This is a genomic window from Paraburkholderia fungorum (assembly GCF_902833645.1).
Taxonomy (GTDB): domain Bacteria; phylum Pseudomonadota; class Gammaproteobacteria; order Burkholderiales; family Burkholderiaceae; genus Paraburkholderia; species Paraburkholderia fungorum.
Window position 1 is genome coordinate 125,091 of sequence record NZ_CADFGE010000014.1, and the last position, 19,300, is coordinate 144,390.

The 19,300-nt window shown below is 62.7% G+C and carries 17 protein-coding genes; 7 read left to right on the top strand and 10 right to left on the bottom strand.

Going from position 1 to position 19,300, the window contains the following annotated elements:
* Positions 1–48: 48 nt before the first annotated feature.
* Together recN and HWX91_RS33175 are read right to left on the bottom strand one after the other, a co-directional pair.
* A complete protein-coding gene (recN, locus tag HWX91_RS33170) occupies positions 49–1,716 on the bottom strand; it encodes a DNA repair protein RecN (RefSeq protein ID WP_028198836.1) in 1,668 nt (555 codons plus the stop codon).
* A 95-nt stretch (positions 1,717–1,811) separates the two neighbouring features.
* A complete protein-coding gene (locus HWX91_RS33175; protein WP_028198835.1) occupies positions 1,812–2,714 on the bottom strand; it encodes an NAD kinase in 903 nt (300 codons plus the stop codon).
* 351 nt (positions 2,715–3,065) lie between these two features.
* On the opposite strand from HWX91_RS33175, the gene hrcA reads away from it, so the two are divergent.
* The 7 genes from hrcA to pabB all read left to right on the top strand — a co-directional run bounded on the left by hrcA (position 3,066) and on the right by pabB (position 12,568).
* Complete coding sequence (gene hrcA / locus HWX91_RS33180) at positions 3,066–4,085, top strand: heat-inducible transcriptional repressor HrcA (RefSeq protein WP_028198834.1); 1,020 nt, start codon at positions 3,066–3,068, stop codon at positions 4,083–4,085.
* Between the two features lie 184 nt (positions 4,086–4,269).
* Positions 4,270–5,340 carry a ferrochelatase gene (hemH, locus tag HWX91_RS33185; protein ID WP_028198833.1) on the top strand — a complete coding sequence of 357 codons (1,071 nt, stop codon included), beginning with the start codon at positions 4,270–4,272 and terminating at the stop codon, positions 5,338–5,340.
* Positions 5,341–5,347: 7 nt separating this feature from the next.
* Positions 5,348–5,755 carry an RNA-binding S4 domain-containing protein gene (locus HWX91_RS33190; RefSeq protein ID WP_028198832.1) on the top strand — a complete coding sequence of 136 codons (408 nt, stop codon included), beginning with the start codon at positions 5,348–5,350 and terminating at the stop codon, positions 5,753–5,755.
* Between the two features lie 521 nt (positions 5,756–6,276).
* Positions 6,277–6,861 carry a nucleotide exchange factor GrpE gene (gene grpE, locus HWX91_RS33195; protein ID WP_028198831.1) on the top strand — a complete coding sequence of 195 codons (585 nt, stop codon included), beginning with the start codon at positions 6,277–6,279 and terminating at the stop codon, positions 6,859–6,861.
* A 425-nt stretch (positions 6,862–7,286) separates the two neighbouring features.
* A complete protein-coding gene (gene dnaK / locus HWX91_RS33200) occupies positions 7,287–9,239 on the top strand; it encodes a molecular chaperone DnaK (protein ID WP_028198830.1) in 1,953 nt (650 codons plus the stop codon).
* A 266-nt stretch (positions 9,240–9,505) separates the two neighbouring features.
* Positions 9,506–10,645, top strand: a complete 1,140-nt coding sequence (gene dnaJ, locus HWX91_RS33205; protein WP_028198829.1) for a molecular chaperone DnaJ — start codon at positions 9,506–9,508, stop codon at positions 10,643–10,645.
* 24 nt (positions 10,646–10,669) lie between these two features.
* Positions 10,670–12,568: an aminodeoxychorismate synthase component I gene (pabB, locus tag HWX91_RS33210; protein WP_028198828.1), complete on the top strand. Its 1,899-nt coding sequence runs from the start codon at positions 10,670–10,672 to the stop codon at positions 12,566–12,568.
* Between the two features lie 98 nt (positions 12,569–12,666).
* On the opposite strand, the gene HWX91_RS41180 is transcribed toward pabB, so the two are convergent.
* The 8 genes from HWX91_RS41180 to HWX91_RS33245 all read right to left on the bottom strand — a co-directional run bounded on the left by HWX91_RS41180 (position 12,667) and on the right by HWX91_RS33245 (position 19,279).
* Positions 12,667–12,801: a hypothetical protein gene (locus tag HWX91_RS41180; RefSeq protein ID WP_255246808.1), complete on the bottom strand. Its 135-nt coding sequence runs from the start codon at positions 12,799–12,801 to the stop codon at positions 12,667–12,669.
* A 142-nt stretch (positions 12,802–12,943) separates the two neighbouring features.
* Positions 12,944–13,759, bottom strand: a complete 816-nt coding sequence (panB, locus tag HWX91_RS33215; RefSeq protein ID WP_028198827.1) for a 3-methyl-2-oxobutanoate hydroxymethyltransferase — start codon at positions 13,757–13,759, stop codon at positions 12,944–12,946.
* Positions 13,760–13,795: 36 nt separating this feature from the next.
* Complete coding sequence (locus HWX91_RS33220; RefSeq protein ID WP_028198826.1) at positions 13,796–14,476, bottom strand: deoxynucleoside kinase; 681 nt, start codon at positions 14,474–14,476, stop codon at positions 13,796–13,798.
* Positions 14,473–15,021: a 2-amino-4-hydroxy-6-hydroxymethyldihydropteridine diphosphokinase gene (folK, locus tag HWX91_RS33225; protein WP_028198825.1), complete on the bottom strand. Its 549-nt coding sequence runs from the start codon at positions 15,019–15,021 to the stop codon at positions 14,473–14,475. Before folK ends, HWX91_RS33220 begins: the two co-directional genes overlap by 4 nt.
* A 48-nt stretch (positions 15,022–15,069) precedes the next feature.
* On the bottom strand, positions 15,070–16,650 hold the full coding sequence (pcnB, locus tag HWX91_RS33230; protein ID WP_028198824.1) for a polynucleotide adenylyltransferase PcnB: 1,581 nt from the start codon (positions 16,648–16,650) through the stop codon (positions 15,070–15,072).
* Positions 16,647–17,333 (bottom strand): histidinol-phosphatase, encoded by a 687-nt coding sequence (locus tag HWX91_RS33235; RefSeq protein ID WP_028198823.1) that lies wholly within the window; start codon positions 17,331–17,333, stop codon positions 16,647–16,649. The genes pcnB and HWX91_RS33235 overlap by 4 nt, the downstream gene beginning before the upstream one ends.
* Entirely contained in the window at positions 17,326–18,120 is a 795-nt protein-coding gene (gene hda, locus HWX91_RS33240) for a DnaA regulatory inactivator Hda (protein WP_028198822.1), read from the bottom strand. Before hda ends, HWX91_RS33235 begins: the two co-directional genes overlap by 8 nt.
* A gap of 82 nt (positions 18,121–18,202) precedes the next feature.
* The gene (locus tag HWX91_RS33245) at positions 18,203–19,279 is read right to left on the bottom strand and encodes an AI-2E family transporter (protein WP_028198821.1); all 1,077 of its coding nucleotides are present in this window, start codon (positions 19,277–19,279) and stop codon (positions 18,203–18,205) included.
* Positions 19,280–19,300: the final 21 nt, after the last annotated feature.

Sequence of the window (19,300 nt, forward strand, 5' to 3'; positions counted from 1 at the left end):
CCAGCGGCCCGCGGTCGGCTCCCGCTCGGGTTCCCGGCCGACGAAAGGCTAGGCCGCCAGCATTTCCTTGGCGTGTTTGCGCGTCGTCGCGGTGATCTCCAGCCCGCCGAGCATCCGCGCGACTTCTTCGACGCGGCTTGCGCGGTCGAGCGGCGTCACGCTGCTGACCGTGCCGCCCTTGCCGTTGCCCGACTTCGCCACCTGGAAATGATGGTCGCCACGCGCGGCGACCTGCGGCAAATGCGTGACGCACAGCACCTGACGCGCCTGTCCCAGTTGATGCAGCAGCCGTCCAACCACTTCGGCGACGCCGCCGCCGATGCCGGTATCCACTTCGTCGAAGATCAGCGTTGGAGTCGGACTCGCGGCGCTCGCGATGACCGCCAATGCAAGACTGATCCGCGCCAGTTCGCCGCCTGAAGCAACTTTCGCGAGCGGCCGCAGCGGTACGCCGGCGTGACCGGCGACGCGGAATTCGACCTGCTCGAGCCCATGTGCGCCGCCTTCCGGCAGCTGCACCAGCGCTACTTCGAAGCTGCCGCCTTTCATCGACAGTTCCTGCATGCCGGTGGTCACGGCGGCGCCCAGGGCCTTGCCGGCCTTGGCGCGCGCCTTTGACAGTTTTTTCGCTTCGGTGAGGAAGGCTTCTTTTGCCTTGGCTTCGGCCGCATGCAGGCTGTCGAGATCGGCGGCCGCGTCGAGCGCGGCGAGTTGCGCGCGACGCGCTTCGTGCTCTTGCGGCAGCGTCTCGGGTTGCAGGCGGAATTTGCGCGCGGCCGAGTGCAGCGCGTCCAGACGCTTTTCGACCTGGGCGAGCCGGTCCGGATCCAGTTCGAGCTTTTGCGCGTAGTGGCTGAGCGAATAAGCCGCTTCCTGTAACTGGATCTCGGCCGGCTCCAGCGCCGCCAGCACGTCGTTCAGCGCCGGGTCGATCTCGGCCAGGTCGCGCACCTTCGATACGATCGAGGCGAGATGCGTGATCATCGCCTCGTCCGATTCAGACAACGCACTGAGCGCGCCTTGAACGCCGTCGATCAGATTGGCTGAGTGCGACAGTCGCCGGTGTTCGCTGTTGACCTCTTCCCATTCGCCTGGCTGCGGCGAAAGTTTGTCCAGTTCGGTGAGTTGCCAGGCGAGCCGCTCGCGCTCCAGTTGCAGTTCGCGGTCGCGCGTTTGTGCGTGCTCGACGGCCTGAACCTTTTCGCGCCATGCCCGCCATGCCCGCGTGACGGTTGCCGCGGTTTCCGTGAGGCCCGCGTGGGTGTCGAACAGTTCGCGTTGCGCGTCGGGGCGCATCAGCAACTGGTGGGCATGCTGGCCATGAATATCCACCAGCATCTCGCCGACTTCGCGCAACTGCGTGAGCGTTGCCGCCGTACCGTTGATGAACGCGCGCGAGCGGCCGTTTGTATCCACCACGCGACGCAGCATCACGGTGCCCTGATGAGCGTCGTCGACGGGCGCGCCGAGCGCCTGCTCGTCGAGCCATTGCTCGACTTGCGCATGCGTGTCGAATTCCGCGGTGATGTCGGCGCGGCTTTCGCCGGTGCGCACCACGCTCGCATCGGCGCGGGCACCGAGCGCAAGGGCCAGCGCGTCGATCAGGATCGACTTGCCGGCGCCTGTTTCGCCCGAGAAAACGGTAAAGCCGCTGTCGAATTCGAGGTCGAGCGCGGCGACGATGACGAAGTCGCGTATCGAGAGGTGGCGAAGCATGGAGGTCGTCTGGTGAGCTTGATATTCAGGGTTCGGCAGCGGTGGCGTTCGCGTTCCAGGAGGCCGGCGGCCCGGCGTTCCGGCGGCCCGGCCGCTCAGGGCTTGGTATCTTCTTCGTGCGACGGGTATTCGTTCCAGTGCAGCTTTTTACGCAGCGTGGCGTAGTGGCTGTAGCCGACCGGGTGCAGAATCGGCACGGTATGACGCGAGCGGCGCACTTCGATCGTGTCACCCAATTCCAGCGAAGTGAACGACTGCATGTCGAAGTTGACGTTGACTTCGCGGCCCGAAACGATCTGGATGCTCACCTTCGAGTCGTCCGGCAGCACGATTGGCCGGTTTGACAGCGCATGCGGCGCGATCGGCACAAGCACGATGCCTTGTAATTGCGGGTGCAGGATCGGCCCCTGCGACGACAGCGCATAGGCCGTCGAGCCCGTAGGCGTGGCGACGATCAGCCCGTCCGAGCGCTGGTTGTACATGAAGCGGCCATCCACCGACACATGCAGTTCCGCCATCCCGGAGAAGCCGCTGCGGTTGACCACCACGTCGTTGAAGGCGAGTGCGTGGTAAATCGGCGTGCCGTCGCGCATGATGCGAGCTTCGAGCAGCGTGCGCTCTTCGCGCTCGAAGTTGCCCGAGAGCATTTGCGGCACGATCTCGCGCATGTCGGAGATCGGAATGTCGGTAATGAAGCCGAGCCGCCCGTGGTTGATACCGATCAGCGGCGTGCGGTAGGGCGCAAGCTGGCGGCCAATGCCCAGCATCGTGCCGTCGCCGCCGAGGATCACGGCTACGTCGGCGCGCGCGCCGATCTCGGCGGGGCGCAGCGCCGGGTAGTCGGTGATGCCGATTTCGGCGGCGGTGTCGGCTTCGAATACGACCTCGAAGCCGCGCTTCGCGATGCACGAGGCGAGCGCGGTCAGCGGCTCGCCGATACCTGGCGTATTGTTGCGCCCGACGAGCGCGACGGTCTTGAACTGGCTGGTCACTTGCATGCCGGCATTACACCATAGGTAGGGCCTGAAAAGAACCGCAGACAGACCCGGTAGCGGGCCTGCGCAAGCGGGCTGCCGGCGCATTGAGCGATTATCGTTAGAATGGTGAAGTCTTGATGACATGCGCGCCGGTTATAGTTCGGCGGCGCGTCGCCAGCGGACTTGCCGGACCGGCGGCTGGCAAGACGCAGGATTTGAATCCCGGCGACGCGCCGACCATGCTGGACCCAGCGCCAGTCAACGCGCCGCATGCAATACCAGGCGCCGCCCCGCCGGCAGGCGGCGCGATAGTCAGGGGTGGGCGCCGTTAGCGCTCGCTGTAGTCGCGTCATTGAGCTAAAATTTTCCGTCATGCTAGATCCCCGCGCACAAACCCTCCTCAAAACGCTGATCGAGCGCTACATCGCCGAAGGTCAGCCGGTCGGCTCGCGTACGCTGTCACGTTATTCCGGCCTCGAACTAAGTCCGGCGACGATCCGCAACGTGATGTCCGATCTCGAGGATCTGGGGCTCGTGATCAGTCCGCATACTTCTGCTGGCCGCATTCCCACACCGCGTGGCTACCGGCTGTTCGTCGATACCATGCTGACTCTGGAATCCGCTGCGGACGAAGAAGCGGTGATGCGCATCGTCAAAACCACGCTGCAAGCGGGCGAGCCGCAGAAAATCGTCGCCGCGGCGGCCAGCGTGCTGTCCAATCTGTCGCAGTTCGCCGGTGTGGTGCTCACGCCGCGCCGCAGTCATGTGTTCAAGCAGATCGAGTTCATGCGGCTGTCGGACAAGCGCATTCTCCTGATCATCGTGACGCCCGAGGGCGACGTGCAGAACCGCATCATGGCGACCCAGCGTGACTTCTCGCCGTCGCAATTGGTGGAAGCGTCCAATTACATCAACGCGCACTTCGCCGGCCTCTCGTTCGACGACGTGCGCCGCCGGCTGCGCGAAGAAATCGACGAATTGCGTGGTGACATGACCACGCTGATGCACGCGGCGGTCACGGCGAGCACGGATGAAACCGACACCGGCGAGACCGTGCTGATTTCCGGCGAGCGTAACCTGCTCGAAGTGGCCGACCTTTCGTCGGACATGGCGCGCCTGCGCAAGCTGTTCGATGTGTTCGATCAAAAAACCAGTCTCCTTCAGTTGCTCGACGTGTCGAGTCATGCCGCGGGCGTGCAGATTTTCATCGGCGGCGAATCGAATCTGGTGCCGATCGAGGAAATGAGCGTGGTGACCGCGCCTTACGAAGTGAACGGCAAGATCGTCGGCACGCTCGGCGTGATCGGGCCGACTCGCATGGCCTATAACCGCGTGATTCCGATTGTCGACATCACCGCGCGGCTGCTTTCCCTCACGCTCAGCCAGCAGTAATCCGCACCGGCTTCCGGTCGCTGTCTCCTGCGGCATCTCATGCTGCAAATGATGCGCGACGGCGCGCGGCTTGCCAATTGGCCGAATGGCCAGGGGTCCCTGGCGGACCTTGCATTGGACCGCGCCGCTATAATGAATTCCACCTCAACCGACTCTCCGCCCCAAGCGGTTATCCCTGCTGCCTATGCGCTTCGACCTCGAGCGGCCTTCACAGAACGCTACGTCACACCGTGTCGCCGTGCTGCTGATCAATCTCGGCACGCCCGACGCGCCGACGCCGCGTGCAGTCCGTCGCTATCTTGCGCAGTTCCTGTCCGATCCCCGCGTGGTCGAAATTCCGGCGCTGCTCTGGCAAGTGATCTTGCGGTTGTTGATTCTGCCGTTCCGCAGCCGCGCGTCGGCAAAGAAGTACGCGGCCGTGTGGATGCCGGAGGGCTCGCCGCTGCGTGTCTTCACGGAGAAGCAGGTGGAGGGTTTGCGCCACCTGTTGCAATTGAACGACTACACGGTGCTGGTCGACTACGCCATGCGCTACGGCACGCCCGGTATTCCGGCCATGCTGAACCAGTTGAAGCTGGCTGGCGCGGAGCGCGTGCTGCTGGTGCCCATGTATCCGCAATACTCGTCGTCGACCACGGCCACGGCTTTCGACGACGCTTTTTCGGCCCTCAAGCGCATGCGCAATCAGCCGGAAATCCGCACGGTGCGGCAGTACGCGGATCATCCGGCGTATATCGCCGCGCTTGCCGCCCAAGTGCATCAATACTGGCATCAGCACGGGCGGCCGGATTTTGCGGCGGGAGACAAACTGGTGCTGAGCTTTCACGGCGTGCCCAAGCGCACGATGGATCTCGGCGATCCGTACCACGAGCAATGTCAGCAGACCGGCGCGCTGTTGATGCAGTCGCTGGGATTGACGCAGGTGGAATGCCGCATTACGTTTCAGTCGCGCTTCGGCAAGGCCGAATGGCTGCAACCGTACACTGCGCCCACCCTGAAGGAACTCGGTTCGGCAGGCGTGCGCCGAGCCGACGTGTTCTGTCCGGGCTTTACCGCCGATTGCCTTGAAACGATTGAAGAAATCGGCATGGAAGTACGCGACGAGTTCCTGCATGCGGGTGGCAAGGAGTTTCATCGGATTCCCTGCGTGAATGCCTCGCAGCCATGGATCGCCGCGCTAGGCGAAATCGTCGCCCAGAACCTGCAGGGCTGGCCCGTGCAAGCGGTGCCGGTGCCGCATACGACAGGGGCTTAAGCAGCTCATGAATTACAGGATTTCAACTGAAGCGGGCGCGAAGTTGCGCATCGACAAATGGCTGTGGGCTGCGCGCTTCTTCAAAACCCGCTCGCTCGCGGCGGATGCTGTCGACAAAGGCCACGTGCGCATTGGCGGCGCCAGCGTCAAGCCGGCCAAAGACGTGCGCGTCGGCGATCTGGTGGAAGTCGAGATCGAGCGGATTGTGTGGCAGGTGGAAGTGCTGGGCGTATGCGACGTGCGTGGCCCGGCCAGCGTTGCGCAGACGCTTTATGCGGAAACCGAAGAGAGCAGGGTGAAGCGGCAGGTCGAACAGGAGCGGCGCAAGACGTACCGCGAGCCGGCCGCCGCCTTGCACGGAAGGCCGACCAAGCGCGACCGGCGCACTATCGACAAACTTTCAGGTGGGGATTGAACAACTGTTCCATCGTCGCGTGCACACCGCCGTACTCGGTAGTGTGATCGTTGACGGCCCCGGACATGCAGATGGTCGTGGTGCCCGCGATGAGTACCAATGCGACCACCGATATTGCAAAGGTCAGTTTCACGGTACTCCCCTTGGGAAGATTCGGGACGGAAACAGGCGAATCAGGTGGATTGAAAAATTTCGGTAAGGATTACGTTAGATTAGGGTTAACGTGTCTTTTCCGATGCTTTATTGGAGCATAGGCCACTTGGCGGGCGCACTCAATCTCAATCTGATTGCGACGCAATAATGGTTGTAACGGAGCATTTCGGCTGCGTGCGCGCGGCGTGAAAAGTTCCGGGAGAGGCGCTTGAAATGGGTCTTTCCGGCCCCATCTGCCGTTTCGAAAAGCGTCAACGCACCAGGTTTTGCGCCAAGTTGTCTGTCGCAATTTTGCAACGCACAAATTGCGCGGGCTTCGACGCGTTGCCGTCACTTTTAGCTTTAACTTTTTAACGACTTTCAGCGACATGGAAAACACGCAAGAGAACCCGACGAGCCAGAATCCCACGCCCGCCGACGAAACCGCGCGTCAGGCCGCGGAGGCCGCGACCTCCCAGCAGGACGCGGCTGCGAGCGCGGCCCCGGAAGCGCCGGCAACCGGCGTGGAAGCTGCATTGACCGAAGCTGAGGCAAAGATCGCCGAGTTGCAGGAAAGCTTCCTGCGCGCAAAGGCCGAGACCGAGAATGTGCGCCGCCGCGCTCAGGAAGATATCGCCAAGGCCCACAAGTTCGCGATCGAAAGCTTCGCTGAGCATTTGCTGCCGGTGGTCGACAGTCTTGAGGCAGCGGTTGCCCATTCATCCGACGACCTGCAGAAGGTTCGTGAGGGCGTCGAACTCACGCTGCGTCAGCTTTCCGGCGCACTGGAGAAGGGGCGCGTCGTCGCCTTGAACCCGGTTGGCGAGAAGTTCGACCCGCATCGTCATCAGGCTATTTCAATGGTGCCGGCCGATCAGGAGCCGAACACCGTCGTCGCCGTGCTGCAAAAAGGCTTCGTGATCGCCGACCGCGTGCTGCGCCCGGCTCTCGTAACTGTCGCGGCGCCGAAGTAAGCATCGCAACGCGCTGTCCGAGCCGTTTATTTGCCGTTGCGCCTGACACGGGCCGTTATGGCCGGCGTTCCCGTCGCCGCCGGGCTCATGCCTCATGGCGTGCCGACCTGGCTCTTCTTATACCGAGGCAAGCGGCTCGGCCTGGCAACTGGCTGGCGCGGCCTTGGGCCACTTGGGGGGCGATTGCCGCCGAGCGGGACAAGATTTGGCCGGTCAATGCGGTCGGGAGCACGGCAGGTGGTGAAAAAAGCGGCAAAAGTTCGACTGATTGAAAAAAATTAAAGACCGCATCGTAAAAGAGGTCTTGAAAACGATGCGGACGCACTTATGTTGGGTGCAGGTAGGAATTTAGAGCGGATCGCCGTACCGCCAGATGGGCAAAACCGGCGATTCCCGCAGCGATCAAAGTTAGGAGATTAGTAAAAATGGGCAAAATCATCGGTATCGACCTCGGCACGACCAACTCGTGCGTGGCGATCATGGAAGGCAATTCGGTCAAAGTGATCGAGAACTCGGAAGGTGCGCGCACCACGCCGTCGATCATCGCTTACATGGAAGACGGCGAAATTCTCGTCGGCGCACCGGCCAAGCGTCAGTCGGTCACGAACCCGAAGAACACGCTGTACGCCGTCAAGCGCCTGATCGGCCGCCGCTTCGAAGAAAAAGAAGTGCAGAAAGACATCGCTCTGATGCCGTACAAGATCATCAAAGCCGACAACGGCGACGCATGGATCGAAGTGCGCGACCAGAAGCTCGCACCGCCGCAAATCTCCGCGGAAACGCTGCGCAAGATGAAGAAGACCGCTGAAGATTACCTCGGCGAGCCGGTCACCGAAGCTGTGATTACGGTTCCCGCGTACTTCAACGACAGTCAGCGCCAGGCCACCAAAGATGCAGGCCGCATCGCCGGTCTGGAAGTGAAGCGGATCATCAACGAACCGACCGCAGCTGCACTGGCTTTTGGCCTGGACAAGGCGGAAAAGGGCGACCGCAAGATCGCGGTGTACGACTTGGGCGGCGGTACGTTCGACGTGTCGATCATCGAAATCGCGGATGTCGACGGTGAAATGCAGTTCGAAGTGCTGTCCACGAACGGCGATACGTTCCTGGGCGGTGAAGACTTCGACCAACGCATCATCGACTACATCATCAGTGAGTTCAAGAAGGAACAGGGCGTCGATCTGTCGAAAGACGTGCTTGCGCTGCAACGCCTGAAGGAATCGGCTGAAAAGGCGAAGATCGAACTGTCGTCGAGCCAGCAAACCGAAATCAACCTGCCGTACATCACGGCCGACGCGTCGGGTCCGAAGCACCTGAACCTGAAAATCACGCGTGCGAAGCTGGAAGCGCTGGTCGAAGAACTGATCGAACGCACCATCGAGCCGTGCCGTCTGGCGATCAAGGACGCGGGCGTGAAGGTCGGCGAAATCGACGACGTGATTCTGGTCGGCGGTATGACCCGCATGCCGAAGGTGCAGGACAAGGTTAAGGAATTCTTCGGCAAGGATCCGCGCCGTGACGTGAATCCGGACGAAGCCGTCGCCGTGGGCGCCGCGATTCAAGGTCAGGTTCTGTCGGGCGACCGTACGGACGTTCTGCTGCTCGACGTGACCCCGCTGTCGCTCGGCATCGAAACGCTCGGCGGCGTGATGACGAAGATGATCAACAAGAACACCACGATTCCGACCAAGCATGCGCAGGTCTACTCGACGGCTGACGACAATCAGAGCGCCGTGACGATCAAGGTGTATCAGGGCGAACGCGAAATGGCAGCGGGCAACAAGCTGCTCGGCGAGTTCAACCTGGAAGGCATTCCGCCGGCACCGCGCGGCACGCCGCAGATCGAAGTGAGCTTCGACATCGACGCGAACGGCATTCTGCACGTCGGCGCGAAAGACAAGGCAACCGGCAAGGAAAACCGCATCACGATCAAGGCGAACTCGGGTCTGTCCGAAGCTGAAATCGAGAAGATGGTGAAGGACGCGGAAGCGAACGCGGAAGAAGATCACAAGCTGCGTGAGTTGGCCGACGCCCGCAACCAGGGCGACGCGCTGGTCCACAGCACGAAGAAGGCGCTTACCGAATACGGCGACAAGCTCGAAGCCGCTGAGAAGGAAGCGATCGAAACCGCGCTGAAGGACCTTGAAGAAACGCTGAAGAGCGGTTCTAGCGACAAGGCCGCGATCGAAGCCAAGATCGAAGCGGTGGCGACCGCCTCGCAGAAGATGGGCGAGAAGATGTACGCCGACATGCAGGCTGCACAAGGTGCCGAAGCTGCGGCAGCGGGCGCGGCAGGTGCGGGCGCATCGGCAGGTGGCGCGAGCCAGCAGCAGGACGACGTGGTCGACGCCGAGTTCAAGGAAGTCAAGAAAGACTAAAGCCAGGTCGCAATTTGACCGTAAAGCCGCACACAGCAATGTGTGCGGCCCGGCTGCAAAACGGTCTACTCCCGTTCGGGAGCATGAACCTGCAAAGCGGTTATCGCGCCTGGTGAGCCTGTTTGGGCTCTCCGGGCACATTTGTTTTATGGAGGACGTTGTTTGAACCGCCTGAAAGCGGCGTGAACAGCGGCCGGACGAGTCGCAAGACTCCAGCATTCAAGAGGAGCCACCGCGCCCCATTGCGCGAGTGGCGTTGAACCGATATGGCGAAACGGGATTACTACGAGGTTCTGGGCGTCGCAAAGAACGCGAGCGACGACGAAATCAAGAAGGCTTATCGCAAGCTTGCGATGAAGCACCACCCCGACCGCAATCCGGGCAACAAGGATGCGGAAGAGCATTTCAAAGAGGTGAAGGAAGCCTATGAAATGCTGTCGGACTCGCAAAAGCGTGCAGCGTACGATCAGTACGGTCACGCGGGCGTCGATCCGAACATGGGCGGAGCCGGTGCGCAAGGCTTCGGCGGTTTTGCCGATGCATTCGGCGATATTTTCGGCGACATCTTCGGCCAGGCTGCCGGCGGTGCCGCACGTGGCGGCGGCCGTGCAGGTCCGCAGGTGTATCGGGGCGCCGATCTGCGCTACAGCATGGAAATCACGCTGGAGCAGGCCGCGCACGGCTACGACACGCAAATTCGCGTGCCGAGCTGGGTGTCGTGTGAAGTCTGTCACGGCTCGGGCGCGAAGCCCGGCACCAAGCCGGAGACCTGCCCGACCTGTAGCGGTTCGGGTTCGGTGCGGATGTCGCAGGGCTTTTTCAGCATCCAGCAGACCTGCCCGAAGTGCCACGGCACCGGCACCTATATTCCCGAGCCGTGCGGACACTGCCATGGCGCGGGCAAGGTGAAGGAAACCAAGACGCTGGAAGTGAAGATCCCGGCGGGTATCGACGACGGCATGCGTATCCGGTCGGCCGGCAACGGCGAGCCTGGTATCAACGGTGGTCCGTCGGGCGATCTGTACGTCGAGATTCACATCAAGCAGCACTCGGTGTTCGAACGCGACGGCGACGATCTGCATTGCCAGATGCCGATTCCGTTCACCACGGCGGCACTTGGCGGCGAAATCGAAGTGCCGACCCTCGCGGGCCGCGCGAGCTTTACGGTGCCGGAAGGCACGCAGTCGGGGAAGACCTTCCGTCTGCGTGGCAAGGGGATCAAGGGTCTGCGTTCGAGCATTGCCGGCGATCTGTACGTGCATGTGCAAGTCGAAACGCCGGTCAAGCTCACCGAGTCGCAGCGCGATCTGCTTCAGCAATTCGAGAAAGCCCTCGTGGAAGGCGGCGCGCGGCATAGCCCGCAAAGCAAGAGCTGGTTTGATCGGGTGAAGAGCTTCTTCGATTAATTGCGGTTTGATTTGGCGGTAAGCATGACGGCAGCTGAGCGCAACGCGGTTTTCGCGTTGCTCGACGATTGCGACGCGACGGCGGCGCGCCGTTCGAGTCGTCTGTACACGGGTTTTGTGCGTGAACGAGTGTGCGTGGACGCCGCGCAGCTGGAACTCATGTGCGAGACCGTGGCTGCGGATGCTCGGCGTGGTTTGCATGCCGTCGTGCTTGCCGACTATGAGTTTGGCCGGCATCTTCTCGATGGCGACCAGGCTCACCGGGCATCAAATGAAACGCAGCGTGGCGATGCCACGCTGCGTTTTTTATTGTTTGAACGTTGCGAGAAACTATCTCGCGACGACGTCGATACGTGGCTCGTGGAACGCGACGGCGGCACGGCCGAGCCGTCCGTGGCGGGCACAGCGAATGTGTGCGCGAGCGTCGATCCCACGCAATTCAACGAAGCGATCGATGCGATCCATGCCGCCCTGCGCGCCGGCGATTCTTATCAGGTCAACTATACGTATCGGCTCGGTTTCGATGTATTCGGCTCGCCGGCCGCGCTTTATCGGCGCCTGCGGGCGCGCCAGCCGGTTCCGTATGGCGCGCTGATCGCGTTGCCGGGCGACGAGTGGGTTTTGTCGTGCTCGCCGGAGTTGTTCATCGAGAAAGAAGGCGCCATGTTGCGCGCCCGGCCGATGAAGGGCACGGCGCCGCGATCAACCGACCCCGTGGCCGATCGTCACGCCGCCGAGTTCCTGGCCAACGACCCGAAGAATCGTGCCGAGAACGTGATGATCGTCGACCTGTTGCGCAACGATCTGTCGCGTGTGGCGCAGACGGGCTCCGTCAAGGTGCCGGCGTTGTTTTCGGTTGAACCGTATGCGTCGGTATGGCAGATGACGTCGACGGTCCATTCGACGCTGCGGGCCGGCACGTCTTTCGCTGCGATCATGCGGGCGCTGTTTCCGTGCGGCTCGATCACCGGTGCGCCGAAGCACCGCACGATGCAATTGATCGACGAGCTCGAAAGCACGCCGCGCGGACTTTACACCGGCGCGATCGGCTGGCTCGAGGTGCCCTCAAGCACCGCAAGCACCGCAAACGACACCACTTGCGGCGACTTCTGCCTGTCCGTCGCGATCCGCACCCTGACCTTAAGCCCGGCCGCACAGCCCGGCATGCTGCGAGGCACGATGGGCGTGGGCGCCGGCATCGTGCTCGACAGCGTGGCCGCCGACGAATATGCGGAGTGCCAATTGAAAGCCAGCTTTCTGACCGGCGCGGAACCCGGTTTCGAGCTTTTCGAGACCATGTACGCGACACAGGAAGAAGGCGTGCGCCATCTATCGCGCCATCTCGCACGACTCTCGGCGAGCGCCGCGGCGCTGGGTTTCAGACTCGACGACGAAAACGAAATTCGCGCGCAAATCACGGAGAAATGTGCGGCGTTGCCTGCGCACATTCCGCACCGCATGCGTCTCGCGCTGAGCAAGAACGGCGCGGTGCAATTAACGGCGGCGGTGTTGACGCCGCTGGCCGACTCGACCGTCGGTGTGTTGCTCGGGCCGGATCATGCATTCCCCGTTACGCATGCCGATGATCCGCTGCTGCGACACAAAACCACGCGCCGTGCCGAATACGATCGTGGCTGGCGCGAAGCCGAAGCGCGGGGCGCCTTCGACACGTTGTTCTTCAACGAGCGCGGTGAACTGACCGAAGGCGGGCGCTCGAACGTGTTTGTGAAGCTGGCGGGACGGTGGTGGACGCCACCATTGGAGTCAGGCGTTCTGCCCGGGATCATGCGAGGCTTGCTGCTGGAGGATATCGACCTTCACGCAGCGGAACGCGTGTTGACTCGAATCGATGTGCGGAATGCGGAAGCGCTTCTGGTGTGCAACGCGCTGCGAGGCGCGGTACAGGCGCGCGTGGTGGGCTAAGGCAGCGCGCAGGGCTATAGAAGAAAGACCAAACAAGTCGGCCGTGCCGGCGGGCGAACGAGGACTTGAGCGCCGCGTGCCGCCATGCCACAGGCAGCTCAAGCGTGGCGAACGTGCAGCAGGCGTGCCACCCATCCCGCAAGGCGCGCATGCCATGTGTTTTCGCGCACGTCATGCGGCGCGGTGGCGTGACTGCGGATTTCTGCTACATCGATCAGGCAAAAGGGGCTCATGGTCATCTCTCTTCGGCTGGCGGCAGGGCCGCGTTAACAAGGTAGACGAAGATAGATGACCCGGCTTTAAGACAATATCAGACTGGTCTCAAAACGTGCCCGGATGCGCGTGATCAAGACGGTTCCCAAGTCCGGCCCGAACTTAGAACGTATGTTCCGGCCCCGGGAACGTACCGTCCTTCACAGCGTGGACATACGCTTCCACGGCCGCCTGAATGCTCGGTTGACCCTGCATGAAATCCTTCACGAAGCGCGGCCGCTTGCCGGGGAAAATTCCCAGCATGTCGTGCAGCACCAGCACCTGACCTGAGCAGTCGAGACCCGCACCGATACCGATCGTCGGAATCCGCAATTGCTTCGTGACTTCGCTCGCGAGCAGTGTCGGGATCGCTTCCATGACGATCAGTTGGGCGCCCGCGTTCTGTACGGCCAGCGAGTCGCGCAACAACTGGCTCGCACCGGCCTCGGTTTTGCCTTGCACCTTGAAGCCGCCAAACGCATGCACCGATTGCGGCGTCAGGCCGACGTGCGCGCACACCGGAATCGACCGTTCGACCAGAAAACGCACCGTGTCCGCGAGCCACTCACCGCCTTCGAGCTTCACCATCTGCGCGCCGGCGCGCATGAGTTCTACTGAGCTTTTAAAGGCGTCCTCCGGCGTGCCGTACGTGCCGAACGGCAGATCGGCGACCACCAGCGCCGAGGGTCGCGCCCGCGCGACGCTCGCCGTGTGATAGGCGATGTCGGTGAGCGACACCGGCAGCGTGGTCGTCTGGCCTTGCAGCACGTTGCCGAGCGAGTCGCCGATCAGCAGGACGTCGACACCCGAGCGATCCAGCAGCGCCGCGAAGCTCGCGTCGTAGCAGGTCAGCATGGCGATCTTTTCGCCGGCATCGCGCATCGCCTGCAGTTTCGGCACGGTGACGGCGTTCCGGCTCGTTTCCTGCAAATAGGTCATGGAGAAAATCCGTTGGAAAAAGAGGGAGCGCGCCGCTTAAAGCGACGTGCCTTTGACAAAGAATTCCTTGCGGCCACGCATGGTTTCGATGCGTTCGGCGAGTAGCGCAAGGTCCGCGTCCGAGTCGAGCGGATTCAGATGTTCAGCATTGACCGTCAGCACGGGCGTGCGGTCGTAGTGATAGAAAAACTCGTTGTAGGCGTCGCAGAGCGCGTGCAGATACGCATCGGAAATCTGCAGTTCCATGGGCACGGCGCGCTTCTGGATGCGCGCGAACAGTACTTCAGGACTGGCTTGCAGGTAGACCACGAAATCCGGTGCCGGCGCGCTGACGTCGAGTCGCGCGGCGAGGGCGCGATAAAGCTGCCACTCATCTTCCTGCAGCGTCAGACGCGCGAAGATCTCGTTCTTCTGCGTCATGAAATCGGCGATAAGCGGTGTGCCCGCCACATGCGCGGCCGCGACCTCCTGGGCCTGCTGCGCGCGCTGCAACGCGAAGTGCAATTGCGCGGGAAGCGCATAACGCGCGGTGTCGCGATAAAAACGTTCGAGAAAGGGATTGTCTTGCGGCCGCTCGAACAACTCCTGCATCGACCAGCGCTGTGCGAGCCGCCGCGCGAGCGAGGTCTTGCCGACACCGATCGGCCCTTCGATCGCGAGATAGCCAAACGGCGGCCGCAATTGCGGGGCGGTGACGGTAAGCGGCGGCGAACTCATTCGCAACGTCCCTTGTCCGCGGCGGGGGCGCCGGCAGTCAATGCATTGAGCATTGGACACTGACAGGGCCCTTTGACCTTTTCGATGCGTTGATCGCGGACACCTTCGAGCAGTGCTTCGGCACGGCCGTGTTGCGGAATGATCAGCGCCGGGTCGATCTCGACGAGCGGGACAAGTGCAAAGGCGCGCTCGATCAAACGCGGATGCGGCACGATCAGATCGGCTTCGTCGATCGATTGATCGCCGTAGAGCAGGATGTCGAGATCGAGCGTGCGCGGTGCGTTGCGAAACGGCCGTTCCCGGCCGAACTGATGTTCGATCTTGTGGCACAGCGCAAGCAGATGCCGCACGGGGAGCGTCGTATCGACCTTCACGACGCAGTTGAAATAGTCGTCGCCGCCCGCGTCGATCGGGGCAGTACGATAAAAGCTCGACTTCGCGAGCACGGTGATGGTGTGCTGTTGGGCGAGACACACCACCGCGTCTTTCAGGGTCTGGCGCGCGTCCCCGAGATTCGCGCCGAGGCCGAGATAAGCAACCGTCATGGCATAACTTCCTGCAACTATCGTTCGACGGCCTCAGCCAACGCCGTGTCAGTCATCGTGCGAGCTGTCATGGCCCGCCTCGTTGGCTGCGCGTTCTGGCGAACCGCCCTCCATTCCGTCGCCCGGTTTGCGGGTTCTGGCGCCACTGCTGCGCCTCCGTCGTTTTCTGGGGCTCCGGTCCTTCCCGCCTTGCGTGAGCAGAGTCTCACGCGCAGCGACGTCTCCTTCAATGAACTCCGTCCACCACGCACCGACCGACTCATCGAGTTCGCCCGATTCGCAGCGCAACAGGAGGAAATCATACCCCGCTCTAAATCTTTGGTGTTCCAGCAGCTTCAGCGCACTTCTTCCCGAGCGTTTTTCAAGGCGCAACTGCAGGCCCCAGATCTCACGCATGTCGGACGAGAAGCGCTTGTGAATCGCCAGTTTCTCGGTTTGCATGTCGAGGACTTCGTCCATCGCGCGATGCAGCGCCGGCACCGGATATTCGCCGTTTGCTTCAAATTGCTGCCAGCGCGTCTGCACGTCGTGCCACAGCAGGGTGGCAAACAGGAAGCCCGGCGAAACCGGCTTGCCGGCGCGCACCCGGGCGTCTGTATTGGAGAGCGCGAGCGTGATGAATTTCTCGCCGATCGGCTGTTCCAGCACGACGTCGAGCAGCGGCAGCAGACCGTGATGCAGGCCTTCCTGGCGCAGACGTTTCAAACAGGCGAGCGCGTGCCCCGACAGCATCAGCTTGAGCATCTCGTCGAACAGACGCGCGGCCGGTACGTTGTTGATCAGATCGGCCATGTTGACGATCGGCGCGCGAGTCGTGTCTTCGATCTCGAAGTCGAGCTTGGCGGCGAAACGCACCACGCGCAGCATCCGCACCGGGTCTTCGCGATAGCGCGTGGCCGGGTCGCCGATCATGCGCAGCAGACGCGCGCGCATGTCGGCCATGCCGTTGTGATAGTCCAGCACGGTTTGCGTGGCCGGATCGTAGTACATCGCGTTGATCGTGAAGTCGCGGCGCGTGGCGTCTTCGTGCTGCTCGCCCCAGACGTTGTCGCGCAGCACGCGGCCGCTGGCGTCTACCGCATGGGTGCGGCGGTCGAGTTCGTCGCGCTTCAGGCGGCGCGGGGGCGCCGCGTCGGCCGCGGGCGGATCGACCAGCGCGCGGAACGTCGAGGTTTCGATGATTTCCTGGCCGAACTGCACGTGCACGATCTGGAACCGGCGGCCGATGATGCGGGCGCGGCGGAACAGTTTCTGCACCTGTTCGGGCGTGGCGTCGGTCGCGACGTCGAAGTCTTTCGGCTTGATGCCGAGCAGCAGATCGCGCACCGCACCGCCGACGATAAACGCGCGATGCCCCGCTTCCTGCAGGCCCTCGGTAACGCGAATCGCGTTCCGTGAGATCAGCGACTGATCGATGCCGTGCACGTCGTGCGGAATGATGACCGGCACGTCGGGGTCCCGCACGGTTTTGACGACGGGGCGCGCCGGTTTGCGGCGCGTTTTGCCGGCGCCGGATGTATTGCGTGCCGGCGATTCACCGGCTTCGTCTGCTTCGGCTGCGGCGGGCGAGGCGTTGTCAGCGGGCGCCGAGTCCTGGCCGAATAGCTTGCGGATAAGTTTTTTGATCACGAGGGTTGAAAGAGTTCGAGGATGCGCCAGCCTTTGGCCTGCGCATGGGCGCGCAATGTGTCGTCGGGATTGGTCGCGATCGGATCGGTGACCTTTTCCAGCAGCGGGATGTCGTTGTGCGAGTCGCTATAGAAATAGCTGTGCTCGAAATCGCTCCAGGTCTTGCCGAGCGATGCCAGCCACGCTTCGGTACGGACGATCTTGCCTTCCTTGTAGCTCGGCGTGCCGGTAGGGCGGCCGGTGTACGGCGAATGCGGCTGACCGTCGACGGTTTCCGCCTCGCAGGCGATCAGCGCGTCGACGCCGAACGCCTGAGCGATCGGGCGGGTAATGAATTCGTTGGTGGCGGTGACCACGCAGCACAGATCGCCGGCTTCGCGGTGCTCCCTGACCAGCTCCAACGCGACTGGAAAGATCGCCGGCGTGATCACTTCATGCATGTACTGCGCGTGGAGATCGGCAAGCTGGGCGCGCGTGTACTTCGATAGCGGCGTGAGCATGGCGATCAGGTAAGCGTGAATGTCCAGCTTGCCGGCTTTGTAGTCGGCGAAAAAGCGGTCGTTTTCACGGGCGAAGTTTTCCGGGTCGACCATGCCTTGTTTCACCATGAAGCGGCCCCATTCGTGGTCGCTGTCGGTGGGAATGAGCGTGTGGTCGAGGTCGAAGAGTGCGAGGTTAGCCATGGGGGCCTATTTTACTTGAAGCGGCGTCGGGGGACGCGGATGAGGCGGCGGCCGACGCGGATGCAGCCGATGAGCCGGCCGCGCCGCGCCGGTCGTCGGCCTCGGGCGAGGCCAGCATGGTGCGCAGCAGCGGCAGCGTGACCGCGCGTTTCTGTTCGAGCGAGAAGCGGTCGAGCGCGTCGAGCAGGGCCATCAGGCTCGGCATGTCGCGGCGAAAATGCGTCAGCAGATAGGCGGGGACGTCGTCGGCGAGCATGATGCCGCGCTCGCGCGCCGCGTGTTTGAGCACCGCGGCTTTGCCCTCGTCCGGCAGCGGCGCGAGGTGGAACACGAGGCCCCAGCCGAGGCGCGTGCGCAGATCTTCGCGCACCGTCATGCCGATCGGCGGCGCATTGCCCGCGGCGACCAGCGCGCTGGTGGGATGCGCGCGCACTTCGTTGAACAGGTTGAACACGGCGATTTGCTGGGCCGCGGACAGGCCGTCGCAATCGTCGATCGCATACAGCGCGACGCGCGGGTCGAACGTGAAGGCGGCGAGGCTGCTCTGCGGGCCCGCAAAGCGGGCATGGCCCGGCGGCGCTTCGTGAACGAGCGCCTGCAGCAGGTGCGTGCGGCCGCTGCCGGCTTCGCCCCAGATGTAGAAGGTGCGATCGGCCACCGGGCCGGCCGCGAGCGCGTTGTCGAGCTCGCGTAGCCGCGTGACCAGCTCGGAGTTGGCGCCGGCGAAGAAATTGTCGAATGTCGATGGCGGCGGGGTGCCGAGATCGAGCGTCAGTTGACGAAGCACAGTAGGTTAATGCCGAAAATGGGGCTTGGGCCGCAAATGGCCCGAACCTCGGGCCCTGAAACGTCAATGAGCAGTCAGTGACTCAGTTTTTATAAAGCGTGCTCGTCAGATAGCTTTGACGCAACTCGCGCATCGCCACCGACAGAATCGCGCTGACCGGCAGCGCCAGCAACACGCCGAAAAAGCCGAACAGCTGGCCGAACGCGAGCAACGCGAAGATGACCGCGAGCGGGTGCAGGCCGATCCGCTCGCCGACGAGGCGCGGCGTGAGATAAAAGCTCTCCACGATCTGGCCGACGCCGTAAATCAACGCAACCGCGCCGAAGCCATACCAGTCGCCGAATTGCAGCAGCGCCGCGAGCAGCGCGAGCGCAAGCCCGGTCGCAAAGCCGATGTACGGGATGAACACCGCGAGGCCGGTGAAGATACCTACCGGCAGCGCGATCTCGAAACCGGCGATGGTCAGCGCAATCGCATAATAGACCGCGAGCACGCCCATCACGAGCAACTGGCCGCGCAGGTATTGCGACAGCATCTGGTCCATGTCGCGCGCGAGTTGCAGCGTCTTGTCGAGCCAGCGGCGCGGCACCACGATCTGCACCCGCGCGAGCATCCGATTCCAGTCGTACAGCAGATAGAACAGCACAAGCGGCACCATCACGAGGTTACCGACCACCGTCATCATGACGTTGCCGCTGGTGCGGATCGAGGTCCATGCATACATCGCGACCTGTTGCGCGCTGCCTTCGAGCTGCCCCATCACGAGATCGCGAATACTGGCGAAATCGAGCGAGTCGGCGAGACCGAGCCACGCAAGCTTGGGTTGCAGCCACGCGCTCACATGCGCAAACAGCACGGGCACCTGCTGTTTCAACTGCGGGCCTTCTTTCTGGATGACGGCCAGCACCAGCAGCACGAGCATTGTCATCAGCAACGTGAACAGCAGCATCATCAGCAAGGCGGCGAGTCCGCGCGGCACACGCCGGCGCACCATCCACGCGACGCCCGGCTGCAGAATGTACGCGAGAATCGCGCCGAGCAGGAACGGCGTGAGGACCGGACTCAGGAGCCAGAGCAGAATACCGACAACCAGCGCGATCGCCAGCCAGATAAAGGCGCGGCGCTGCACAGGTGTCAGGATCGAGGAGTTCTGTTGCAAAGTTTGTTTCCCAGGTGTCGT